Origin of the sequence: Pseudomonas mendocina, from assembly GCA_037482215.1 — a bacterium.
Classification (GTDB): domain Bacteria; phylum Pseudomonadota; class Gammaproteobacteria; order Pseudomonadales; family Pseudomonadaceae; genus Aquipseudomonas; species Aquipseudomonas mendocina_E.
Genome location: CP148074.1, coordinates 3,655,037 through 3,672,374, shown reverse-complemented (window position 1 = coordinate 3,672,374; position 17,338 = coordinate 3,655,037). Strand labels below are relative to the sequence as shown.

Here is a 17,338-nt window from a genome sequence, read left to right as displayed (position 1 = left end):
ATGACTGATAACTTCCGCCACATCACTGTACTGCTCGACGAGGCTGTCGAGGGGTTAGCAGTGCGCGCTGGAGGGTGCTACGCAGATGGCACCTTCGGCCGCGGAGGGCATAGCCGATTGATCTTGCAGAGGCTTGGGGGCGACGGTCAGCTAATCGGGTTTGATAAGGACCCACTGGCAATCGCAACTGGAAATGCACTGGCGGCCGAGGACGGCCGCTTTGTCGTTGTGCAACGCAGCTTCGCTGAGATGGCGGATGAGTTCGCGCAGCGCGGTCTGACGGGTAAGGTCAGCGGCATTTTATTGGATCTCGGGGTGTCGTCTCCTCAACTGGATGATGCCGAGCGTGGCTTCAGCTTTCTTAATGATGGCCCTCTGGACATGCGTATGAATCCAGATGCCGGCATGAGTGCGGCTGAGTTCATCGCTACAGCCCCAGAAGAAGAAATCGCCCGTGTCTTTAAAGAATATGGTGAAGAGCGCTTCGCCAAACGCATGGCACGCGCCGTCGTACAGCGTCGTAGCGAGAAGCCTTTTGAACGTACAGCTGATTTGGCTCAGGTGTTGACGGTTGCCAATCCTGCTTGGGAAAAAGGTAAAAACCCCGCTACTCGAGCGTTCCAAGGGCTGCGTATTCACGTTAACAACGAGTTGGGTGACCTTGAGCGTGGCCTTGATGCGGCTTTGGAGAGTCTTGAGGTCGGTGGTCGTCTGGTGGTGATCAGCTTCCACTCTCTGGAAGACCGGATCGTCAAACTGTTCATGCGCAAGCATGCCAAGGGCGAGGCGGATAAGCTGCCTCGGGATCTGCCTATTATTCCTAAGGCTTTTGAGCCACGCCTGAAAATCATTGGCAAGCCTGTCTTCGCATCTGAGGCAGAATTACAAGCAAACCCACGTTCACGTAGCGCCGTGATGCGCATCGCGGAGAAGTTGCGGTGAGCGCGCTGTTTGCCAAACCGCTACCACGCGGCAGCTTTCTGATGCTGCTGCTGTTTCTGGCTGTGCTGGTTTCCTCGGTCGGGGTTTCCTACAGTGCGCACTGGAACCGCTTGCTGCTGAATGAGCTGTACGCGGAAATGAGTGTGCGCGATAAGGCGCAAGCTGAGTGGGGGCGATTGATCCTCGAGCAGAGCACCTGGACAGCCCATAATCGTATTGAAACCTTGGCTACAGAGCGTCTGGGAATGCGCGTTCCAGATGCTGGTGAAGTCCGTATGGTGGCACCATGATGGGCCTGGAAGGGGCACTCTACCCCTGGCGCTTCCGCCTGGTGCTGGCTGCACTTGCCTTGATGGTCGGTGCGATTGTCTGGCGTATCGTGGATTTGCAGGTGTTCGACCAGAGCTTCCTGCAGGCCCACGGTGATGCGCGTAGTGTTCGTCATATCCCTATTCCTGCCCATCGCGGTCTGATTACTGACCGTAATGGCGAGCCCCTGGCCGTCAGTACGCCCGTTACCACAATTTGGGCCAATGGCAAGGAGTTGCAGAACGGTAAAGCCAAGTGGAATGAGCTGGCAGCCGCTCTGGGGCAGGACGCCAAGAGTTTCTCTGCACGATTGGAAGCCAGCGCGAACCGTGAGTTTATGTACTTGGTGCGCGGACTGACGCCTGAGAAAGGTCAAAGCATTTTGGATTTGAAAGTGCCGGGTGTGTACGGCATTGAAGAGTTCCGTCGCTTTTACCCTGCGGGTGAGGTGACTGCTCATGTCGTCGGCTTTACCGACATTGATGATCGTGGCCGTGAGGGCATGGAGCTGGCCTTTGAAGACTGGCTGGCCGGTGTGCCTGGAAAACGCCAAGTACTCAAAGATCGTCGTGGGCGCCTGATTAAAGACGTACAAGTCTCACAGAACGCCAAGGCCGGTAAGGCGCTCGCGCTGTCCATCGACTTGCGTCTGCAATACTTGGCTCACCGTGAGCTGCGCAATGCAGTCAACGAGTTTGGCGCCAAGGCTGGCAGCCTGGTGATGCTGGATGTGAAGACTGGCGAAGTGCTGGCCATGGTTAACCAGCCGACCTACAACCCCAATAACCGTCGTAATTTGCAACCGGCCGCTATGCGTAACCGGGCGATGATTGACGTGTTTGAGCCAGGGTCTACGGTCAAGCCATTCTCGATTGCAGCTGCGTTGGGAACGGGGCGCTGGAAACCTGAGATGACGGTTGATACCTATCCAGGCAGCTTGAAAATTGGTCGCTACACCATCCGTGACGTATCCCGTGGTGGTGTACTGAACCTGACCCAGATCCTCATGAAGTCGAGTAACGTCGGTATCAGTAAGGTCGCATTCGACATCGGCGCTGATCCTATTTATGCGGTTATGCAGCAGGTTGGCTTGGGGCAGGATACCGGCCTGGGCTTTCCGGGGGAGCGTGTGGGTAACTTACCCAATTATCGCGTCTGGAAGCAGGCTGAAACTGCAACCCTGGCATACGGCTACGGCCTGTCGGTGACTGCAGTGCAGCTCGCGCATGCCTATTCGGTTCTGGCTAACAATGGTCAGAACGTGCCGCTTTCTATGGTGCGTCTGGATCGTGCACCTGATCCGACTCAGGTCATCGACCAGAAAATCGCTAAGACGGTAGTGGGCATGCTTCAGGCTGTTGTTGAAGAGCCGGGCGGCGGTGGTGCGCGGGCTAAAGTGCCTGGTTATCACGTAGGTGGTAAGAGCGGTACAGCGCGTAAGGCTGCGACCGGCACTAAAGGTTATGTGGACAAAGCCTACCGTTCCTTCTTTGCCGGTGTTGCACCTGTTGATAACCCACGCATTGCCGCGGTAGTCATGATTGATGAGCCCAGCGAGGGCGGTTATTACGGCGGTTTGGTGGCTGCGCCGGTATTTGGCAAAGTGATGGCTGGGGCACTGCGGTTGATGAATATTGCGCCAGACAATTTGCCGGAGCATCAACCAGCAACCGTTGCCGCTGCTCCGGTTAAAGGGGGGCGCATCTGATGCCAATGCCTCTGAATCAGCTTTTGCCGCAGGCCGATAGCGCCACATTGATTCGTGAACTGACACTGGATAGCCGCAAAGTGCTGCCGGGTGATTTGTTCCTGGCGGTGCCAGGTATCCAGCAAGATGGCCGCAACCATATAAATGATGCTGTCGCTCGTGGTGCCGCTGCGATTGCATACGAGGCCGATAACGCTCCTGATTTGAGTGTGCAGGGTGCCGAGTTGTTGCCGGTAAAAGGGCTGGCAGGGCAGTTGTCTGCATTGGCTGGACGCTTTTACGGTGAGCCGAGCCGTGGCCTGCATCTGGTCGGTGTGACCGGTACTAATGGCAAAACCAGTGTGACTCAGTTGCTGGCTCAGGCGCTTGATCGTCTTGGAGAACGTTGCGGCATTCTCGGGACACTGGGCAACGGCTTCTATGGCGAGCTTGAGCAAGGTCGGCATACAACACCTGACCCTGTGGGTGTGCAGGCTGCGTTGGCTGGTTTGAAAGCTGAAGGTGCCCGGGCTGTAGCTATGGAAGTTTCCTCCCATGGTCTGCATCAGGGGCGTGTCGCGGCTCTTGAGTTTGATGTGGCGGTGCTGACTAATCTGTCCCGCGATCATCTTGACTATCACGGTTCTATGGAGGCCTACGCTGAGGCCAAGGCGGCGCTCTTCGCATGGCCCAGCCTTCGCTGCCGGGTACTGAACCTAGACGATGCCTTCGGTCGCCAACTGGCTGAGCAAGCGCATGAATCCCGTCTCATCAGCTACAGCCTGAACGAAAGCCGTGCGTATTTATATTGTCGCGATGCACATTTTGACGATCACGGCGTTCGCGCCACGTTGGTGACGCCACAAGGTGAAGGCAGCCTGCGCAGTTCGCTGCTGGGGCGTTTCAACCTGAGCAACCTGCTGGCTGTGGTCGGCGCACTGTTGGGGATGGATTACCCGCTGGATGAAATTCTCAAGGTATTGCCCGAGCTGCAAGGCCCTATAGGCCGTATGCAGCGTCTCGGGGGTGCTGATAAGCCGCTGGTGGTTGTGGATTACGCCCATACCCCGGATGCGCTGGAAAAGGTTCTTGAAGCCATGCGTCCCCACGCCAAAGGCCGTCTGCTGTGCCTGTTTGGTTGTGGCGGTGACCGAGACGCCGGTAAGCGTCCGCTGATGGCGGCTGTTGTAGAGCGCCTGGCCGATGCTGTGCTGGTAACAGATGACAACCCACGAACTGAAGCACCTGAAGTGATTTTTGAAGATATTCGCGGCGGATTCAGCCAGCCGCAAAAGGTGCAGTTCGTACATGGGCGTGGTGCTGCTATCGCCCAGCTGATTGCCTCTGCACACGCTGATGATGTGTTGGTGCTGGCAGGCAAAGGCCATGAGGACTATCAGGAAATTAACGGTGTGCGTCAGCCGTTCTCTGATTTGATCGAAGCCGCTAATGCCCTTGCGGCCTGGGAGGCTGGCGATGCTTAAGCCTCTGCGTCTAGCTGAAGTTGCGGCAGCACTCAATGCTCAGGTAATCGGGGCTGATGTTGCGTTCTCTGGGGTCAGCACAGACAGCCGTGGCATTACTCAAGGACAACTGTTCGTTGCCTTGAGTGGGCCGCGTTTCGATGGCCATGACTACCTCAATGAAGTGGCGGGAAAAGGCGCCGTGGCAGCATTGGTGCAGCGACAAGTGCCGGGTGTGTCAATCCCACAACTGCTGGTGGCGGATACGCGCTTAGCCCTTGGTCAGTTGGGAGCGCTGAATCGCGCAGCCTTTAATGCACCTGTTGTTGCTATTACCGGCTCCAGTGGCAAAACCACTGTTAAGGAAATGCTCGCCAGCATTCTGCGAGAGGGGCTGGGCGGGCCGGTGCTGGCGACCCGCGGCAATCTCAATAACGATCTGGGCGCACCACTGACTCTGCTGGAGCTGGCGCCGGAACATGTTGCCGCCGTTATCGAGCTGGGTGCTAACCATGTCGGCGAAATTGCTTACACCGTCGCGCTGACTAAGCCGCAGGTTGCCTTGATCAACAATGCGGGCACTGCCCATGTCGGTGAATTTGGTGGGCCGGAAAAGATTGTCGAGGCTAAAGGTGAAATTCTCGAAGGATTGGGTGAGGGCGGTGTAGCCATCCTCAATCTGGATGACGCTGCTTTCGCGACTTGGCAGAAGCGAGCGCAAGGTCATCAGGTGCGCAGCTTTTCACAGCTCCATGTTGCGGCGGATGTCTATGCGAGTGATTTGGCTCGGGATGAGCGTGGTTGCCCGGTATTTACCCTGAATCAGGGGGGCGCCGACGCTATCCGCATCCAGCTTAACCTGCTGGGTGAACACAATGTCACCAATGCGTTGGCGGCTGCGGCTGCTGCACTCACGCTCGGCGTTACCCTTAAGTCAATCAAAGCTGGTTTGGAAAACCTGCAACCCGTTAAGGGGCGTGCAGTTGCTCTGCTGTCGGCCAGCGGTGTTCGCGTGATTGATGACAGCTATAACGCGAACCCAAGTTCTGTGTGTGCGGCTATTGATATCCTGGCCGGTTTTTCCACTCGTACTGTGCTGGTACTTGGGGATATTGGCGAGTTGGGCGCCTGGGCGGAACAAGGCCACCGTCAGGTGGGTAGCTATGCCGTTGGTAAAGTTGATGCGCTGTATGCAGTCGGGCCGCTGATGGCATTTGCTGTGAGTGAGTTCGGCCAAGGCGCACGTCACTTCGAGGATCAGGCCAGCCTGATTGAAGCTCTGCGAGGCGAGCAGAGCGGCACCACCATTCTAATTAAAGGTTCACGTAGCGCTGCGATGGAGAAAGTTGTAGCGGCGCTTTGTGGCACATCCGGGGAGATACACTAATGCTGCTGCTGTTGGCGGAATACCTGCAACAGTTCTACAAGGGTTTTGCAGTGTTTCAGTACCTGACACTGCGCGGCATCCTTGGCGTTTTAACTGCGCTGGCACTGGCTTTGTGGCTGGGGCCGTGGATGATTCGCACCTTGCAGGTCCGTCAGATTGGTCAGGCGGTGCGCAACGATGGCCCGCAATCGCATTTGTCGAAAAAGGGCACGCCAACTATGGGCGGCGCGCTGATTCTGACTGCCATCGCGGTTAGTACCTTGTTGTGGGCCGACCTCAGCAACCGTTACGTGTGGGTGGTGTTGGCTGTCACTCTGCTGTTCGGTGCCATTGGCTGGGTGGATGACTATCGCAAAGTCATAGAGAAAAACTCCCGTGGTCTGCCGAGCCGTTGGAAATATTTCTGGCAGTCCGTGTTTGGTCTGGGGGCTGCAATCTTCCTGTTTATGACTGCGCAAAGCCCGGTCGAAACTACGTTCTACATGCCGATGGTTAAAGACTTCGCTCTGGAGCTTGGTGTCGGCTTTGTGGTGCTGACTTATTTCGTCATTGTCGGCTCAAGCAACGCGGTTAACCTGACTGACGGCCTGGATGGCTTAGCGATTCTGCCAACTGTGCTGGTTGGTGGTGCGCTGGGCATTTTCTGCTACCTGTCTGGCCACGTTAAATTTGCCGAATACCTGCTGATCCCCTATGTACCGGGTGCTGGCGAGCTGATCGTTTTCTGTGCAGCTCTGGTGGGCGCAGGCTTGGGCTTCCTTTGGTTTAACACCTATCCGGCTCAAGTGTTTATGGGCGATGTGGGGGCGCTGGCACTGGGCGCAGCGCTCGGCACCATTGCTGTCATTGTTCGTCAGGAAGTAGTGCTGTTCATCATGGGCGGCATCTTCGTTGTGGAAACCCTGTCGGTGATTATCCAGGTCGCGTCATTCAAACTGACCGGCAAGCGTGTCTTCCGCATGGCACCCATTCACCACCATTTTGAATTGAAAGGCTGGCCTGAGCCGCGCGTGATCGTGCGTTTCTGGATCATCACCGTGATTTTGGTGCTGATTGGTCTGGCTACTTTGAAACTGCGTTGAGGAAAGCATGAGCCTGATTGCTTCTGACCATATGCGCATCGTTGTCGGCCTCGGCAAGAGCGGCATGTCTCTGGTGCGATTCCTCGCACGCCAGGGCCTGCCCTTTGCTGTGGTGGATACACGTGCCAACCCGCCGGAGCTGAGCACGTTGCGTGAACAGTATCCGCAGGTTGAAGTGCGCTGTGGCGGGCTGGATGTGGATTTCCTCTGCACTGCCAAAGAGCTCTTGGTCAGCCCTGGGCTCGCCATTGCAACGCCTGAGCTACAGGCTGCCGCTGCCCGTGGCGTGAAGTTATCCGGTGACATCGATCTGTTTGCTCGCTACGCCAAGGCACCGATCGTGGCCATTACAGGTTCCAACGCTAAGAGCACCGTAACCACCTTAGTGGGTGAAATGGCTGCGGCGGCGGGCAAGAAAGTGGCTGTGGGTGGCAACCTCGGCACCCCAGCGCTCGATTTACTGGCGGATGATGTCGAGTTGTATGTGCTGGAGCTGTCTAGCTTCCAGCTGGAAACCACACATCAGCTCAATGCTGAAGTGGCGACTTGCCTGAATATCAGCGAAGACCACATGGATCGCTATGCCGATCTGCAGGCGTACCACCTCGCCAAACACCGCATCTTCCGAGGCGCGAGCCAAGTTGTGGTGAATGCCGACGACGCACTCTCTCGTCCGCTGGTTGCAGATCAACTGCCGTGCACAGTTTTTGGCCTGGGTAAGCCCGACTTCAAGCGTTTTGGCCTTATCGAAGAACAGGGTGAGAAGTACTTGGCCTATCAGTTCGAAACACTGATGCCGGTACGCGAATTGAAAATCCGTGGTGCACACAACCAATCCAACGCACTCGCAGCCTTGGCATTGGGCCAGGCAGTCGGTCTTCCATTCGCACCGATGCTGGAAACCCTGCGCCAGTTTGCAGGCTTGCCACACCGTTGCCAGTGGGTGCGTGAGCTAAATGGCGTGAATTATTACGACGACTCCAAAGCGACCAACGTCGGTGCAGCATTGGCGGCGATTGAAGGCTTGGGCGCCGATATCGACGGGAAGCTGGTGCTGATTGCTGGTGGTGATGGTAAAGGCGCGGACTTTTCTGGACTCAAGGCACCTGTAGGACGCTTCTGCCGTTCAGTCGTGTTGCTTGGCCGTGATGCCGCACTGCTTGAGAGCGCATTGAGTGGCGCCACTGAGTTGGTTCGTGTGCAGACCTTAGAAGAGGCTGTGCAGCGTTGCGCTGAGCTGGCAAAAGCAGGTGATGCCGTACTGTTGTCCCCAGCCTGCGCAAGTCTGGATATGTTCAAAAACTTTGAGCAGCGTGGGCAGTTGTTCGCTCAAGCTGTAGGAGGGCTGAACTGATGCTGGCCCGCCTGTTAGCTGCACCGTCACCGCTGCGCAGCCCCCGTGGGATTGATATCGATTTCCCAATGCTGGCCGGCTGCCTGGCCTTGCTCGGGCTTGGTCTGGTGATGATTGCGTCCGCTTCAACTGAGGTGGCCGCGGCGCAGACAGGCAATCCAATGTATTACCTGATTCGCCACATTATTTATGTGGTGATCGGGGTTAGTGCTGCGCTGATGACATTGATGGTGCCGATGGCATTCTGGCAGAAGCACAGTGCCAAGCTGCTGCTGGTGGCTGTGGTGTGCCTGATTCTGGTGCTGCTGCCGGGTATTGGTCGCGAGGTCAACGGTGCGAAGCGTTGGATCGGTTTCGGCATCTTTAACTTGCAGCCTTCTGAGCTGGCCAAAGTCTTTACCGTGCTGTTCTTGGCCGGTTACATGGTCCGTCGTCAGGTTGAGGTCCGGGAAAAACTCAGTGGATTCATCAAGCCGCTGATGGTGCTGGGCCCCATCGCTGTGCTTCTGCTGGCTGAGCCAGACTTCGGTGCAACCGTGGTCTTGTTTGGCGCCTCGATTGCCATGCTGTTCTTAGGCGGCATCAATCTGGTGCGCTTTATCCCGCTGGGTATTGGCGTTCTGGCGGTCGGCATTCTGGTGATGACTAAAGAGTCCTACCGCTTGCAGCGTCTGACCAACTTCGTTGACCCATGGGCCGACCAATATGGTGCTGGTTATCAGCTGAGTCAGGCCCTGATTGCGTTCGGCCGTGGCGAGTGGCTGGGTGTTGGTCTGGGTAACAGCGTGCAAAAGCAGTTCTATCTGCCTGAAGCACACACTGACTTTGTGTTCTCGGTTCTGGCTGAAGAACTGGGCATGGTCGGGGCGCTGCTGACAGTGGCGCTGTTCGTGTTTGTCAGCGTGCGCGCACTTTATATCGGTCTTTGGGCGGAGAAGGCGAAACAATTCTTCTCGGCGTATGTCGCATACGGCCTGAGCTTTTTGTGGATCGGTCAGATCCTCATCAACATCGGTGTGAACATCGGGCGCTTGCCCACCAAGGGGCTGACCCTGCCGTTCCTCAGCTACGGTGGTAGTTCCCTGGTGATCTGCTGTGTCTGTCTGGCCATGTTGTTGCGCATTGAGTGGGAGCGTCGTACGCAGTTGGGCAGTGCAGAAGTGGAATTTAAAGAAGAAGACTTTTTTGATGTACAACCGGCCAGGGAGGTGCGCCATGCGCGGTAACGTCCTGATTATGGCCGGTGGTACCGGTGGCCACGTGTTCCCCGCGCTGGCCTGTGCCCGCGAGTTCCAAGCACGTGGTTACACCGTGCACTGGCTTGGTACGCCCCGTGGGATTGAGAATGAATTAGTGCCTGCAGCCAATATTCCGCTGCATTTAATTCAGGTTTCCGGTTTGCGCGGTAAGAGCAAGCTGTCTTTGCTGAAGGCACCGTTCCAGCTGATTAAGTCGCTGTTCCAGGCGCGTAAGGTGGTTCGCGAGCTGAAGCCGGTGTGTGTGCTTGGCATGGGTGGCTACGTCACCGGCCCTGGCGGTCTAGCGGCGCGTATGGGCGGTGTGCCGTTGATTATTCACGAGCAGAACGCTGTTGCGGGGACTGCTAACCGTGCGCTGGCGCCAATGGCAGCACGTATTTGCGAAGCGTTCCCAGGTACTTTCAGTTCGAGCGCGAAGTTGAGCAGCACCGGCAACCCTGTACGCGAAGAGTTGTTTCTGGAAACACCTCGCGATCCGTTGCGTAACCGCAAACCGCGCTTGCTGATTGTGGGGGGAAGCCTCGGTGCAGAACCGCTGAACAAGCTGCTGCCACAGGCGTTGGCTCAAGTGGCTGCTGAACTGCGCCCAGAGGTGATGCACCAAGCGGGTAAACAACACGATGGTGTTACCGCAGAGCGTTATCGCGAAGCGGGCGTCGAGGCTCAGGTCGCTCCTTTTATTAAAGACATGGCCCGCGCTTATGCCTGGGCTGATCTGGTGGTCTGCCGCGCAGGTGCACTGACCGTAAGCGAACTGGCTGCCGCTGGCCTGCCGGCGTTTTTGGTACCGCTGCCGCATGCGATTGATGATCACCAGACGCGCAATGCTGATTATTTGGCTAGCCAGGGCGCAGCCGTCCTGCTGCCGCAACATTCCACTGACGCGAGCAAACTGGCCGCGCAGCTGACTGAGGTTCTGATGCACCCCGAGCAACTGGAAAACATGGGGCAGATTGCACGTCGCCTGTCCAAACCTGATGCGACCCGCACCGTTGTCGATATCTGCCTGGAGGTGGCTCGTGGCTAAGTCTCCCGCTGCTGTTCGTTCAGAAGTCCGTCGTATGCGCCGTATTCGTCGTGTGCATTTCGTGGGTATCGGCGGTGCCGGTATGTGCGGTATTGCCGAGGTATTGCTGAATCTGGGTTACGAAGTATCAGGTTCTGACTTGAAGGTCTCGGCTGTAACCGAGCGCCTGGAAAGTTTTGGCGCACAGATTTTTATCGGTCACCGTGCCGAAAACGCTGAGCAGGCTGATGTGCTGGTGGTGTCCAGCGCGATCAACCCGAGCAACCCTGAAGTGGCAGTGGCCCTTGAGCGCCGTATCCCGGTGGTGCCGCGTGCTGAGATGCTGGCCGAGTTGATGCGCTATCGCCACGGTATCGCAGTGGCGGGCACTCATGGCAAAACTACCACTACCAGTTTGCTGGCTTCGGTCTTTGCGGCCGGTGGCCTGGACCCAACGTTCGTAATCGGCGGCCGTCTGAATGCTGCGGGCACCAATGCCCAGCTTGGCAGCAGCCGCTACCTGATTGCCGAAGCCGATGAAAGTGACGCCAGCTTCCTGCATTTGCAGCCGATGGTTGCAGTGGTCACCAACATCGACATGGATCACATGAGTACCTATGAAGGTGACTTCAATAAACTGAAGAAGACCTTCATCGACTTCCTGCACAACCTGCCGTTCTACGGTCTGGCGGTTCTGTGTGTGGATGATCCGTATGTGCGTGAAATTCTGCCGCAGGTGGCGCGCCCAACCGTGACCTACGGTTTCAGCGAAGACGCCGATGTGCGTGCCATCAATGTTCGTCAGGAGGGGATGCGTACCTATTTCACCGTACTGCGCCCTGATCACGAGCCGCTGGATGTGTCGGTCAATATGCCGGGCAACCACAACGTATTGAACTCTCTGGCGACCATCGCCATTGCTACCGATGAGGGCATCACTGACGAAGCCATCATTCAGGGGCTGGCGGGTTTCCAGGGCGTAGGCCGTCGCTTCCAAGTTTATGGTGAGCTGCCGGTAGAAGGTGGCAGTGTGATGCTGGTGGACGACTATGGTCACCATCCGCGCGAAGTGGCCGCTGTAATCAAAGCGGTGCGTGGTGGTTGGCCTGAGCGTCGTTTGGTCATGGTGTATCAGCCGCACCGTTATAGCCGCACCCGTGATCTGTATGAGGACTTCGTGCAGGTGCTGGGTGATGTCAAAGTGCTGATGCTGATGGAAGTCTATCCAGCTGGCGAAGAACCGATCCCAGGTGCAGATAGCCGCAATCTGTGTCACAGCATCCGTCAGCGTGGCCAGCTTGACCCGATTTATGTGGAGCGTGGTGTTGACCTCGCGCCAATCGTAAAACCGCTGCTGCGCGCTGGCGACATCCTGCTGTGTCAGGGGGCTGGTGATATTGGCGGTCTGGCTCCGCAATTGCTGAAGAGCCCGCTGTTTGCTACTGCCGAAGGTGAGTCGAAATGAGTGCGGTGTCCCTGAAGAGCCAGGTTCCGGCCAGCGCCTTCGGACGCGTGGCAGTGCTGTTCGGCGGTAAAAGCGCCGAGCGCCCAGTCTCGCTGAAATCAGGCGCTGCGGTGTTGGATGCGTTGCAAGCCGCTGGCGTTAATGCATTCGGCATTGATGTTGGGGATGACCTGTTGCATCGCCTGAACAACGAGCAAATTGACCGCGCTTTTATCGTGCTGCACGGCCGTGGCGGTGAAGATGGTTCCATGCAAGGTCTGTTGGAGTGTGCCGGTATTCCATACACCGGTAGTGGCATCCTGGCCTCGGCACTGGCAATGGATAAGCTGCGTACCAAGCGTGTGTGGCTGAGTCTGGGCCTGCCAACTCCTGCCCACGCAGTTCTGAGCTCGCCGGACGATTGCCGCAAAGCGGCTGCAGAGTTGGGTTTTCCGCTAATCGTTAAACCTGCCCATGAAGGCTCCAGCATTGGTATGGCAAAGGTCGAGGACATTGACGGCCTGATCGCTGCCTGGAAAGACGCCAGCCGCTATGACGCACAGGTTCTGGTTGAACAGTGGATCGCCGGACCTGAGTTCACCGTTGCCATGCTGCGCGGGCAAGTGCTGCCACCGATTGCATTGGGAACGTCCCATAGTTTTTACGATTACGACGCCAAGTATCTGGCCAATGACACTCAGTACCGGATTCCTTGCGGTCTTTCTGCTGAGAAAGAGGCCGAACTGCGTGACTTGACTGCTCGTGCTTGTGAGGCAGTCGGTACCCAAGGCTGGGCGCGCGTTGATGTGATGCAGGATGCCAATGGCCAGTTCTGGTTATTGGAAGTGAATACGGTCCCGGGGATGACTGATCACAGCTTGGTGCCGATGGCGGCGCAAGCAGCTGATCTGAATTTCCAGGAACTGGTGTTGGCCATTTTGGCTGACAGTCTGGAAGCACGAGGTTAATTCGCCATGACCATCTCTTTGCGTCACCAGTCAGGACCTGCTCGCGCTCCGCTGCGCGGCAAGCCTGTGCCTCGCGGTGCGAGCCGTCTGGTGGCGAAGGAGCCAATCAGCCGGCGTCTGACTGCGCCCAAGGTTAGTTTTTCCTGGGTGCGCCGTGTGACCTGGCCGCTGTTGTTGATTGGGCTTGGGTTTGGCACCTATGAGTTGTCAGTCCGGGCGTTGCCCTATGCCGATCAGCCGATTTCCAAGATCAGCGTCGAGGGTGATCTGGGCTATGTGAACCAGCAGGCTGTGCAAGATCGTATTGCGCCCTATGCCAGTGCGACCTTTTTCAGTGTGGACTTGCCGGGGCTGCGCCACGATCTGGAAGCGATGCCTTGGATTGCCAGTGCTCAAGTGCGCCGAGTATGGCCTGATCAACTGGTGGTGCGGTTGGAAGAACAGCTGCCGATTGCCCGTTGGGGGGATGAAGCGTTGCTGAACAACCAGGGGGGCGCATTCGCACCTCAGGAGTTGAAGAATTATCAGCATTTACCGCAGCTGTATGGGCCTAAGCGGGCACAGCAGCGGGTGATGCAGCAGTATCAGGTACTCAGTCAGATGCTTCGGCCTCTGGGCTTCACGGTGGCGCGCTTGGAATTGCGTGAGCGCGGTAGCTGGTTCCTGTCCACCGGGCAGGGCATTGAGTTGTTGCTCGGCCGTGATCATGTGGTTGAGAAGATGCGCCGCTTTGCGAGCATCTGGAACAAGGCTCTGAAAGAGCAACAAGAGAATATTGCGCGGATCGATTTGCGTTATGCCAACGGCCTGGCTGTGGCATGGCGTGAGCCGGTGGCGCCTGTAGCGGGTGAAACCGCTGCTATGCAGTGATTTAGGAGAACTATAAAGCCATGGCAAACGTGCAGAGCGGCAAGATGATCGTAGGCCTCGATATCGGCACATCCAAGGTTGTGGCCTTGGTGGGTGAGGTTAATGCTGATGGTCAGCTGGAGGTGGTCGGCATCGGCACGCATCCGTCGCGCGGCCTAAAGAAGGGCGTGGTGGTGAATATTGAGTCCACTGTGCAATCTATTCAGCGCGCAGTGGAGGAGGCCCAGCTGATGGCGGGTTGCCGGATTCACTCGGCTTTCGTCGGTATTGCCGGCAACCACGTGCGCAGCCTGAACAGCCACGGCATTGTGGCCATCCGTGATCGTGAAGTCAGCGGTGCTGACCTCGAACGAGTGCTGGATGCTGCACAAGCTGTGGCGATTCCGTCCGATCAGCGAGTGCTGCATACACTGCCGCAGGACTATGTAATCGACAATCAGGAAGGCGTGCGCGAGCCGCTGGGGATGTCCGGCGTACGTCTTGAGGCCAAGGTGCATGTGGTCACCTGTGCGGTCAATGCTGCACAGAACATTGAAAAATGTGTGCGTCGCTGCGGGTTGGAAGTGGATGACATCATCCTTGAGCAGTTGGCTTCTGCTTACTCCGTTCTGACTGATGATGAAAAGGAACTGGGCGTTTGCTTGGTGGACATTGGCGGTGGCACTACCGACATCTGCATTTTCACTGAAGGGGCGATTCGTCATACCGCGGTGATCCCAATTGCGGGTGATCAGGTAACAAATGACATCGCAATGGCATTACGCACTCCTACTCAGTACGCAGAAGAGATTAAGATTAGGTACGCTTGTGCACTTGCCAAATTGGCAGGTGCAGGCGAGACGATCAAGGTGCCGAGTGTGGGGGACCGTCCGCCTCGCGACCTGTCTCGCCAGTCTCTGGCAGAAGTTGTTGAGCCCCGTTACGACGAACTGTTCACCCTGATTCAGGGCGAGCTGCGCCGTAGTGGTTATGAAGATTTGATTCCGGCCGGCATCGTGCTGACCGGCGGCACCGCGAAAATGGAAGGTGCCGTAGAACTGGCTGAGGAGATTTTCCATATGCCGGTTCGTCTGGGGGTACCGCAGGGCGTCAAAGGTCTGGCCGATGTTGTACGCAACCCGATTTATTCGACGGGTGTCGGCCTGCTGATGTACGGCCTGCAGAAGCAGACTGATGGTATTTCCATGTCAGTGGGCAGTTACAGCGATGAACCTAAGGCTCCGGTTTTGGAGCGTTTGAAGCGTTGGGTTCAGGGCAACTTCTGATTTGTTGTAGGCGTAAAAAACTAGAAAGTTATAAAAGGAGAGGGAAATGTTCGAACTCGTAGATAGCGCACCTCAAAGTGCAGTAATCAAAGTTATCGGTGTCGGTGGTGGCGGTGGTAACGCCGTCAATCACATGGCCAAGAACAACATGGAAGGCGTCGAGTTCATCTGCGCCAACACTGATGCGCAAGCATTGAAAAACATCGGTGCCCGCACCATCCTGCAACTGGGCACTGCGGTGACCAAGGGCTTGGGTGCTGGCGCTAATCCTGAAGTCGGCCGTCAGGCGGCGATGGAAGATCGTGAGCGTATTGCTGAAGTTTTGGCGGGCACTGACATGGTCTTCATCACCACTGGTATGGGTGGCGGTACCGGTACCGGCGCTGCACCTGTGATCGCTCAGGTCGCCAAAGAAATGGGCATTCTGACTGTGGCTGTGGTTACCCGTCCGTTCCCGTTCGAAGGCCGTAAGCGCATGCAGATCGCTGAGGAGGGCATCCGTGCTCTGTCTGAAAGCGTCGACTCGCTGATCACCATCCCGAACGAAAAGCTGCTGACCATCTTGGGTAAAGACGCCAGCCTTCTGTCTGCGTTTGCCAAGGCTGACGACGTGCTCTCCGGCGCGGTGCGTGGTATCTCCGACATCATCAAGCGTCCAGGCATGATCAACGTCGACTTTGCCGACGTTAAGACTGTAATGAGCGAAATGGGCATGGCAATGATGGGGACTGGTTGCGCCAGTGGCCCGAATCGTGCGCGTGAAGCTACTGAAGCCGCCATCCGCAACCCACTGCTGGAAGACGTAAACCTGCAGGGCGCCCGTGGCATTCTGGTTAACATCACTGCCGGTCCGGATCTGTCCCTGGGTGAGTACTCCGACGTGGGTAACATCATTGAACAATTCGCTTCCGAGCACGCAACCGTCAAGGTTGGTACCGTGATTGATCCGGATATGCGTGACGAGCTGCACGTGACTGTGGTTGCAACCGGTCTGGGTGCGCGTCTGGAAAAACCTGTGAAGGTTGTCGACAACACCGTAGCGGTAAGCGCCGCTCCAGTAGCGCAGGCTCCGGCTGCACGTCCAGAAACGGGTGTGAACTACAAGGACTATGAGCGTCCGACCGTTCAGCGTCAGAGCCACAGCGGTGCAGCAACTGCTGCCAAGCTGAATCCGCAGGACGACATGGACTATCTGGACATTCCAGCATTCCTGCGTCGTCAGGCTGATTGATAAAATTTATCAGGAGTATTGGGGTGATTGGTGTTCAGCAAAGGTCGGTTCTGCTATTATCCCCGACCATTGTTGAAAACAATTCGCAACTAGTGCTATAGCGGCCCAAGCCATGATCAGACAACGTACCCTGAAGAACATCATCCGTGCCACCGGCGTCGGCCTGCATTCCGGGGAGAAGGTATACCTGACCCTGAAGCCGGCACCTGTGGACACCGGTATCGTGTTCCGTCGCACCGACCTCGACCCTGTCGTGGAAATCCCTGCGCGTGCAGGTAATGTCGGTGAAACCACCATGTCGACCACTTTGGTCAATGGTGATGTGAAAGTGGATACGGTTGAGCATTTGCTTTCGGCCATGGCAGGACTGGGAATCGATAACGCCTACGTCGAACTCTCAGCTTCTGAAGTGCCGATTATGGATGGCAGTGCCGGCCCCTTTGTATTCCTGATTCAGTCTGCTGGTTTGCAAGAGCAGGACGCCCATAAGAAGTTCATCCGCATTCTTCGTGAGGTCACAGTGGAAGAGGGCGACAAGCGCGCCACTTTCGTACCTTTTGAAGGGTTTAAGGTGTCCTTCGAGATCGACTTCGATCATCCGGTGTTCCGCAACCGCACCCAGTCGGCGAGCGTCGACTTCTCCAGCACATCCTTTGTGAAGGAAGTGAGTCGTGCGCGGACATTCGGTTTTATGCGTGATATCGAGTACCTGCGTTCTCATAACCTGGCACTCGGCGGCAGCGTAGATAACGCCATTGTCGTGGATGAATTCCGTGTGTTGAACGAAGACGGCCTGCGTTACGAGGACGAATTTGTTAAGCACAAGATTCTTGATGCGATTGGTGATCTCTATCTGCTGGGTAACAGCCTGATTGGTGAGTTCAAGGGCTTCAAGTCGGGGCATGCGCTGAATAATCGCTTGCTACGTACCTTGATAGATCAGCCCGATGCATGGGAAGTGGTCACTTTCGATGACCCAAACACTGCACCAATCTCTTACATGCGCCCGGTTGCGGCCGTGTAACGCAATACCCTCTTCCTTTATTCGAGGCCACCTTCAGGTGGCCTCTT

The 17,338-nt window shown here is 56.7% G+C and carries 15 protein-coding genes; all 15 read left to right on the top strand.

Going from position 1 to position 17,338, the window contains the following annotated elements; genetic code table 11:
• On the top strand, positions 1 to 942 hold the full coding sequence (gene rsmH / locus WG219_17100; GenBank protein ID WXL28028.1) for a 16S rRNA (cytosine(1402)-N(4))-methyltransferase RsmH: 942 nt from the start codon (positions 1 to 3) through the stop codon (positions 940 to 942).
• Positions 939 to 1,232 carry a cell division protein FtsL gene (ftsL, locus tag WG219_17095; GenBank protein ID WXL25009.1) on the top strand — a complete coding sequence of 98 codons (294 nt, stop codon included), beginning with the start codon at positions 939 to 941 and terminating at the stop codon, positions 1,230 to 1,232. The genes rsmH and ftsL overlap by 4 nt, the downstream gene beginning before the upstream one ends.
• On the top strand, positions 1,232 to 2,959 hold the full coding sequence (locus tag WG219_17090; GenBank protein WXL28027.1) for a penicillin-binding transpeptidase domain-containing protein: 1,728 nt from the start codon (positions 1,232 to 1,234) through the stop codon (positions 2,957 to 2,959). The genes ftsL and WG219_17090 overlap by 1 nt, the downstream gene beginning before the upstream one ends.
• Positions 2,959 to 4,422 (top strand): UDP-N-acetylmuramoyl-L-alanyl-D-glutamate--2,6-diaminopimelate ligase, encoded by a 1,464-nt coding sequence (locus WG219_17085; protein WXL25008.1) that lies wholly within the window; start codon positions 2,959 to 2,961, stop codon positions 4,420 to 4,422. The genes WG219_17090 and WG219_17085 overlap by 1 nt, the downstream gene beginning before the upstream one ends.
• Complete coding sequence (murF, locus tag WG219_17080; GenBank protein ID WXL25007.1) at positions 4,415 to 5,788, top strand: UDP-N-acetylmuramoyl-tripeptide--D-alanyl-D-alanine ligase; 1,374 nt, start codon at positions 4,415 to 4,417, stop codon at positions 5,786 to 5,788. Before WG219_17085 ends, murF begins: the two co-directional genes overlap by 8 nt.
• Positions 5,788 to 6,870 (top strand): phospho-N-acetylmuramoyl-pentapeptide-transferase, encoded by a 1,083-nt coding sequence (gene mraY / locus WG219_17075; GenBank protein ID WXL25006.1) that lies wholly within the window; start codon positions 5,788 to 5,790, stop codon positions 6,868 to 6,870. Before murF ends, mraY begins: the two co-directional genes overlap by 1 nt.
• A 7-nt stretch (positions 6,871 to 6,877) precedes the next feature.
• Complete coding sequence (murD, locus tag WG219_17070) at positions 6,878 to 8,224, top strand: UDP-N-acetylmuramoyl-L-alanine--D-glutamate ligase (protein WXL25005.1); 1,347 nt, start codon at positions 6,878 to 6,880, stop codon at positions 8,222 to 8,224.
• Positions 8,224 to 9,450 (top strand): putative lipid II flippase FtsW, encoded by a 1,227-nt coding sequence (gene ftsW / locus WG219_17065; protein WXL25004.1) that lies wholly within the window; start codon positions 8,224 to 8,226, stop codon positions 9,448 to 9,450. Before murD ends, ftsW begins: the two co-directional genes overlap by 1 nt.
• On the top strand, positions 9,440 to 10,510 hold the full coding sequence (gene murG / locus WG219_17060; protein ID WXL25003.1) for an undecaprenyldiphospho-muramoylpentapeptide beta-N-acetylglucosaminyltransferase: 1,071 nt from the start codon (positions 9,440 to 9,442) through the stop codon (positions 10,508 to 10,510). Before ftsW ends, murG begins: the two co-directional genes overlap by 11 nt.
• A gap of 34 nt (positions 10,511 to 10,544) precedes the next feature.
• On the top strand, positions 10,545 to 11,954 hold the full coding sequence (murC, locus tag WG219_17055; protein ID WXL28026.1) for a UDP-N-acetylmuramate--L-alanine ligase: 1,410 nt from the start codon (positions 10,545 to 10,547) through the stop codon (positions 11,952 to 11,954).
• Positions 11,951 to 12,901 (top strand): D-alanine--D-alanine ligase, encoded by a 951-nt coding sequence (locus WG219_17050; protein ID WXL25002.1) that lies wholly within the window; start codon positions 11,951 to 11,953, stop codon positions 12,899 to 12,901. The genes murC and WG219_17050 overlap by 4 nt, the downstream gene beginning before the upstream one ends.
• Before the next feature lie 6 nt (positions 12,902 to 12,907).
• The gene (locus tag WG219_17045) at positions 12,908 to 13,771 is read left to right on the top strand and encodes a cell division protein FtsQ/DivIB (protein WXL25001.1); all 864 of its coding nucleotides are present in this window, start codon (positions 12,908 to 12,910) and stop codon (positions 13,769 to 13,771) included.
• A gap of 20 nt (positions 13,772 to 13,791) precedes the next feature.
• The gene (ftsA, locus tag WG219_17040) at positions 13,792 to 15,036 is read left to right on the top strand and encodes a cell division protein FtsA (GenBank protein ID WXL25000.1); all 1,245 of its coding nucleotides are present in this window, start codon (positions 13,792 to 13,794) and stop codon (positions 15,034 to 15,036) included.
• 46 nt (positions 15,037 to 15,082) lie between these two features.
• Positions 15,083 to 16,267, top strand: coding sequence for a cell division protein FtsZ (gene ftsZ / locus WG219_17035; protein ID WXL24999.1), 1,185 nt, complete (start codon positions 15,083 to 15,085; stop codon positions 16,265 to 16,267).
• A gap of 112 nt (positions 16,268 to 16,379) precedes the next feature.
• The gene (gene lpxC, locus WG219_17030) at positions 16,380 to 17,291 is read left to right on the top strand and encodes a UDP-3-O-acyl-N-acetylglucosamine deacetylase (GenBank protein ID WXL24998.1); all 912 of its coding nucleotides are present in this window, start codon (positions 16,380 to 16,382) and stop codon (positions 17,289 to 17,291) included.
• Positions 17,292 to 17,338 lie beyond the last annotated feature (47 nt).